The organism is Catenulispora pinisilvae, assembly GCF_015356865.1.
Lineage (GTDB): Bacteria > Actinomycetota > Actinomycetes > Streptomycetales > Catenulisporaceae > Catenulispora > Catenulispora pinisilvae.
Genome location: NZ_JAAFZA010000400.1, coordinates 1 through 5,944 on the forward strand (window position 1 = coordinate 1; position 5,944 = coordinate 5,944).

The window sequence follows — 5,944 nt, forward strand, 5'->3', positions numbered from 1 at the left end:
GCCCCCGCCGCCCCGAATCGCCGCACAAGTTGCGTCGAACGAGTGAGCGGCCCGGGCGTGTCGCGGAACCTGTCGCGGAACCTACTTCTTCCGGGCGGTCGCCATGACCGCCAACTCCTGCAGCACGCTCTTGGCCTCGCCGTCGATCGGCGCGGCCTCGAGCGCCGCCTGCGCCTGCCCGGTCAGCGCGGCGATCCGCGTCTCGACGTCGTCCAGCGCCCCGGTGGAGCGGATGATGTCCTGCAGCTCGGCGACCCCGGCCGTGTCCAGGTCCGGGTTGCCGAGCTCGGCGCGCAGCGTCTTGATCGCGGCCGGGCTGTCGGCGCGCGCCGCGGCCAGCGCCACCAGCAGCGTCTGCTTGCCCTCGCGCAGGTCGTCGCCGGCCGGCTTGCCGGTGGCCGCCGGGTCGCCGAAGACGCCCAGGACGTCGTCGCGCAGCTGGAAGGCCTCGCCCAGCGGCAGGCCGTAGGCGGAGTAGGCGGCGATCACGTCCGGGGTGCCGCCGGCCAGCATCGCGCCCACGTGCAGCGGACGTTCGATGGTGTACTTCGCGGACTTGAAGCGGATCACGGTCTGGGCCCGCTGCGCCGCGCGCTCCGGCTCGTCCAGGCCGTGTGCCTGGGCCAGCACGTCCAGGTACTGCCCGGCCATCACCTCGGTGCGCATCACGTCGAAGTACTTGCGGGCCGCGGCCACCCGCTCGGCCGGCAGGCCACAGCCGGCGAACATCTCGTCGCACCAGGTCAGGCAGACGTCGCCGAGCAGGATCGCGGCCGCGGCGCCGAAGCGGGCCTCCGATCCCTCCCAGGCGGCCTCGCGGTGCGCGGCGGCGAAGCGGCGGTGGATGGCCGGCATGCCGCGGCGGGTGTCGGAGCCGTCCATGTAGTCGTCGTGGATCAACGCCGAAGCCTGGAGGAGTTCCAGGGCCGCGGCGGCGTGGACTATGCCGTCCTCCTCCTGGGCGCTCGCGCTGTCGCCCAGCACTCCGCGCCAACCCCAGTAGCAGAACCCCGGGCGCATCAGCTTGCCGCCGTCCAGGAACTCGCGCAGCGCGGTCGGCAGCGGTGCCAGCTCGGCCGACATCGCGATCAGGGCCGCGCCCTGGTCGTCGAGGAACGCCGAGAGTGCGGTGTCTACTCGGGTGCGCAAGGAGTGGCGGTCCAGGGGGTTCACGGGAACAACCATACGGGTGCACTTTCACGGCCCGTGTCTCGCGTCTCGGGACGACCGGGTTCCCTGCCTTACAACGGGCGACATGGTCAGTACGGTGGATTCATGGCACTGGGACTCCCCTCCGTGCGGCCGGACCGTGCCGCGACCGTCCGCGAGCTGTTGGCCCGCGGGGAGCGCTCGTTTTCCTTCGAGTTCTTCCCACCACGGGACGACGCGCAGGAGCAGCAGCTCTGGCGCGCTTTGCGGCGGCTGGAAGGGTACTCGCCGACGTTCGTCTCGGTGACGTACGGCGCGGGTGGTTCCACGCGGATGAAGACCGTGGAGACCACCGAGCGGATCGCCGCCGAAACCACGCTGACGCCTGTGGGGCACCTCACAGCGGTCGACCACTCGGTGGCGGAGCTGCGGCACGTGATCGGGCAGTACGCGGACGCCGGGGTGCGCAACATCCTGGCGCTGCGGGGCGACCCGCCCGGCGACCCCCTGGGGGACTGGGAGGCGCATCCCGAGGGCCTGAGCTACGCGAGCGAACTCGTGGATCTGGTGCGGGATTCGGGGGAGTTCTGTGTAGGCGTCGCCGCCTTCCCGGAGATGCACCCGCGCTCGCCGGACTGGGATTCGGACGTCGCGCACTTCGTGCAGAAGTGCCGGCGCGGCGCGGACTTCGCGATCACGCAGATGTTCTTCCTGACGGACGACTACCTGCGGCTGCGCGACCGGGTCGCGGCGGCGGGGTGCGACGTGCCGATCCTGCCGGGCGTGATGCCGGTGACCAACGTCGCGCAGATCAAGCGGATCACCGGGCTGACCGGGCAGGCCTTCCCGGCCGAGCTGGAGCGCTCGCTGATGGCGGCGGACGGGGACAAGGCCGCGGTGCGCGCGGTCGGGGTCGAGTGGACGACGCGGATGTGCGAGCGGCTGCTGGCCGAGGGGGTGCCGGGGCTGCACTTCATCACGCTGAACATGTCGACGGCGACGTTGGAGATCTACCGGAACCTCGGGTTGGACCGGCGGCACGAGCAGGCTGTGGGGGCTCGGTTGTCGGCCTGAGGGTTGTTGAGCCTCGGTCTGCGGCCTGAGGGCCGTTAAAAGCCTCGGTCCCCGGCCACGGTCCATTCATACGCTCATCCGGCCGCCGCGCGACCCATTCACCAGCACTGTCACCTTGTCTGATTAACGCCGCCCGATCGGGCCACCCCTGCGGTGCCCGGTGTGCCAGCCTGCGATGAACAGTCCAGGGGGCCGGAGAAGGAGGCACGAACATGCAGCCGCTGGGAGTCCGATACGCAGTCCCCGTGGACCTGGCGGCGGTCCACGCCGTCACCCACTCGGCCTACCGCCACTACGTCGCCCGCATCGGCGCCCGGCCCGCCCCGATGGACGCCGACTACCCGCACCTGATGCGCCGGGGCTGCCTGTTCGTGATCGGCAGCCCGGCGATCGCGACCGTGACCCTCGTCCCCGAAGACGGCTGGCTCCACCTCGACAACTTCGCCGTGGCCCCCGACTGTCAGGGCCGGGGCATCGGCCACCGCGTCCTCGCCTTCGCCGAGGAGCACGCACGCCAACTCTGGCTCCCGGAGCTCAGGCTGCTGACGCACGCCATGATGTGGGAGAACCAGCGCATGTACACAGCGGCCGGGTACAGCGAGTACACCCGGACCCGGCCGGCGCCGGGGCAGGAGCTGGTGCACTACCGCAAGCTGGTCGGCGGCTGGGATTTTTCGGGGGCGACGTACTTGCCGACGGCCGCTGAGGCGGCGCTGGCGGGGGCACGGTAGGGGAGCGGCGCGCGCCGGGGTCGGCGGGCTCGGCGGGGCAGTTCGCAGGTGGCCCGTTCCCCGAAAATCCGACTGACGCCGACCCGATAGTGCGACAGGATGTCCGCTTGCCCTTCTGGCGAGTGAAAGGCGTCCGCATGCCGCATCCCGCACCGCAGGTGACTTCGGAACCGCAGGCGATTCCCGCAGCGCAGGCGAGTCCCGAACCGGCCGACCCGCTCACCGCCGAACTGGTGGTGGACATGGCGGCCGCCGTGGCACCGGCCATCTCGCCGGACGGCCGCCTGGTCGCCTACGGAGTGGTCGCGAACGGCGGAAGGGACGGGCGTCCGCACGGGTCCATCTGGGTTACCGCCGCCGACGGCAGTACCTCCCCGCGCAGGCTGACCGACGGCACGGCGCGCGACCTCGACCCGAAGTGGGCCCCGGACTCGGCTTCTGTCTTCTTCACCTCCGACCGCGCGGAGCAGGGTACTGCCCAACTCCAGCGGATCCGTCTGGACGGCCTGGTCGGCCTGGACGCTCTGGTCGGTCTGGACGGCCTGGACGCTCTGGTCGGTCTGGACGGCCTGGATGGTCTGAACGGTCTGAACGGTCTGGACGGCAGCGAGGACATCGCCGATGCCGAGACCCTGACCAGTCGACGCGGCGGCATCTCCGGCCACTGCCCGCTCTTCGACGGCCGCACCGTCGCCGTGCTCGCCGAGGACGAACCCTGCGCCGAGGACGAACGCCGTGCGGCCGAGCGCGCCGACGCCATGGTCTGGGGCCGGCACCTTCCCGTCACCCGACTGCGCTTGCTCGACCTGGCGACCGGCGTGCTCCGCACCGTGGACGGTCTCGGGGACCGGCATGTGGTCGGGCTCGCCCAGCGTCCGGACGGCGGCCCGCTGGCGGTGCTGAGCTGGTCCACGCCGGAGATCGACGCCGGCGTTGTGACGGCGGAGCTGCATCTGGTCGACCCGGGCTCGGCAGCCGTCCACGACCTGGGGCCGGCCGGGGTCGAGGCCCAGTCCCCGGTTTGGTGGCAGCACAACGGTGTGTGGCATCTGGCACACCTGGCAGTGTCTCCCGGGCACGTGATCGGCGGGCTGGCCGTGCTCGACACCGTCCCGCCCGCGACGGTCCCGCCCGCGACCGTCCCGCCGACTACCGTCCCGCCGACAACCGGCCCGGCCGTCGAACACCGCGACCTCACCGCCGGCATGGCGGTCTGCCCGACCGAGCTGGCGCAGGTCGCGGACGGGCCACCACTCGCACTGTTCGCCGACGGACTGGACACCGCCCTGTACCGACTCGACCCGGAGCCCCTGCGGTTCCACCGGTTGTCTTCCGCCCCCGGCACCCTCGCCGGGCTCACCGCGAGTCGCGACGGGGGAACGTGCGCGCTGCTGGCGAGTACGGCCTACGAGCCCGGGAACGTCCATGCCGGACCTGTCGGCGGACCCCTGGTCCGACTCAGCGACACCAGACCCGAACTGCGCGGGATCCGCTGGGGTCTCCAGGAACGCCTCAGCTACCAGGCATCTGACGGAATCCAGTTGGACGGCCTACTGATCCTGCCCGTCGGCCGGACCCGCGACGACGGGCCATTTCCGCTCGTCACCATGGTTCATGGCGGTCCCTACTTCCGGTATGCCGACGAGTTCAACCTCAACGCGATGGACTCCGGCCAGTGGCTGGCGACCGCCGGGTACGCGGTCTTCCTGCCCAATCCCCGAGGCGGCTCGGGCCACGGCCACGAGTTCGCCGCCACGGCCGCCGGCGCGGTCGGCGGCGACGAGTGGACCGACATCACCAGTGGAATCGACCTGCTGGTCGCACAAGGGGTCGCCGACCCCGGACGGCTGGCCATCTCCGGATGGAGCCACGGGGGCTTCATGGCGGCATGGGCGATAGGGCGTACCGACAGGTTCAAGGCCGCCGTCATGGGAGCCGGCATCAGCGATTGGGGCATGCAGGCCGGGACCGGCGAGTGGGGACCTATCGATGCGGCGCTCGGCGGCAGCACCGGCTGGGAGGGCCCCGGACCCCACATCCACGACCGGAACAGCCCGATCTCCTACGCATCCAGGATCCACACCCCGCTGCTGATCCTGCATGGCGAACAGGACACCAACGTCCCGCTCAGCCAGGCGATCCACTTCCATCGCGCGCTGCGCCACTTCGGGGCCGAGCACGAGTTGGTCGTCTACCCACGCGAGGGCCATTGGCTCCTGGAGCGTACTCACCAGCTTGACGTGCTTCGGCGAATCCGCGCCTGGTACGACCGTTGGCTCTAGATCTTGATCGACCTTGATTCTGTTTTGATCTTGCTCTTGTTCTGGCCTGCCGGAGAACGAAGCGGCCTGAGACGGACGTGGCGGGGTCGTGAACATCGCTGCGAGAGCTAGTGGAAGGCCTTCGCCTCTGCCGCGGTCGCCGCCGCAGCCGCCGCAGTTACCTCAGACATCGCCTCAGACATCGCCTCACTCATCGCCTTAGCCGACGCCGCATACCCTGCCGCCCTGTTCGCCGCAGCGTCCGCGACCGGCCCGGCAGCCGGAGCCGTCGTCCGCACCGGCCCGGTCGTGCGCACCGGCGCGCGCCGCACCTGCGCCACCCGCCCTGCCGTCGTCCGCCCCGTCGCGGGACGCACCTGCGTCGGCGCCGTCGCGAACGCCGCCAGCAGCCGCCGCGCGGTGTCCGTGAAGGAGTGCAGGATCGAGTTCTCCGTGTCGCTCAGCGGGAGCCGGATCCCAGCGCCCGACGGTGTCGTGGTGCCGGCGCGCTCGCTGGGCCACAGGGAACCGTCCAGGAACTCTATGGCGTGCCGTCCGTCGAGGGTCGCCACGTGGCCGCCCGCCCGGCGGACCGCGCGGAGCAGGCCCGATTCGCCGTGTGCGTCGTGCGCCGCGTTGCAGTGGCCGCCGACCCGCCAGTAGGTGTCGGTGTCCACCGCCATCAGGCGGGCTGAGGTCGAGGGGCGGGGTCCGGCGGCCGGGTTGCGG

4 protein-coding genes and 1 pseudogene are annotated in these 5,944 nt (G+C 71.4%); 3 read left to right on the forward strand and 2 right to left on the reverse strand.

Annotation, left to right across the window (positions count from 1 at the left end):
* Positions 1 to 81: 81 nt before the first annotated feature.
* The gene (locus IZR01_RS47720) at positions 82 to 1,185 is read right to left on the reverse strand and encodes a polyprenyl synthetase family protein (RefSeq protein WP_194927718.1); all 1,104 of its coding nucleotides are present in this window, start codon (positions 1,183 to 1,185) and stop codon (positions 82 to 84) included.
* Between the two features lie 90 nt (positions 1,186 to 1,275).
* Here IZR01_RS47720 and metF point away from each other — a divergent pair, with 90 nt between their 5' ends.
* The 3 genes from metF to IZR01_RS47735 all read left to right on the forward strand — a co-directional run bounded on the left by metF (position 1,276) and on the right by IZR01_RS47735 (position 5,236).
* Positions 1,276 to 2,223, forward strand: coding sequence for a methylenetetrahydrofolate reductase [NAD(P)H] (gene metF / locus IZR01_RS47725; protein WP_194927719.1), 948 nt, complete (start codon positions 1,276 to 1,278; stop codon positions 2,221 to 2,223).
* A 212-nt stretch (positions 2,224 to 2,435) separates the two neighbouring features.
* Positions 2,436 to 2,954: a GNAT family N-acetyltransferase gene (locus tag IZR01_RS47730; protein WP_194899530.1), complete on the forward strand. Its 519-nt coding sequence runs from the start codon at positions 2,436 to 2,438 to the stop codon at positions 2,952 to 2,954.
* 137 nt (positions 2,955 to 3,091) lie between these two features.
* A complete protein-coding gene (locus tag IZR01_RS47735; RefSeq protein ID WP_194927720.1) occupies positions 3,092 to 5,236 on the forward strand; it encodes a S9 family peptidase in 2,145 nt (714 codons plus the stop codon).
* Between the two features lie 107 nt (positions 5,237 to 5,343).
* On the opposite strand, the pseudogene IZR01_RS47740 reads toward IZR01_RS47735, so the two are convergent.
* Positions 5,344 to 5,944: pseudogene (locus tag IZR01_RS47740) on the reverse strand (hypothetical protein); the annotation flags it as partial.

What these genes read in the sequence shown, in the direction of transcription:
- IZR01_RS47730 (WP_194899530.1), top strand. Translation starts at nt 2,436, where the DNA reads ATGCAGCCGCTGGGAGTCCGATACGCAGTCCCCGTGGACCTGGCGGCG.
- metF (WP_194927719.1), top strand. Translation starts at nt 1,276, where the DNA reads ATGGCACTGGGACTCCCCTCCGTGCGGCCGGACCGTGCCGCGACCGTC.
- IZR01_RS47735 (WP_194927720.1), top strand. Translation starts at nt 3,092, where the DNA reads ATGCCGCATCCCGCACCGCAGGTGACTTCGGAACCGCAGGCGATTCCC.
- IZR01_RS47720 (WP_194927718.1), bottom strand. Translation starts at nt 1,185, where the DNA reads ATGGTTGTTCCCGTGAACCCCCTGGACCGCCACTCCTTGCGCACCCGA.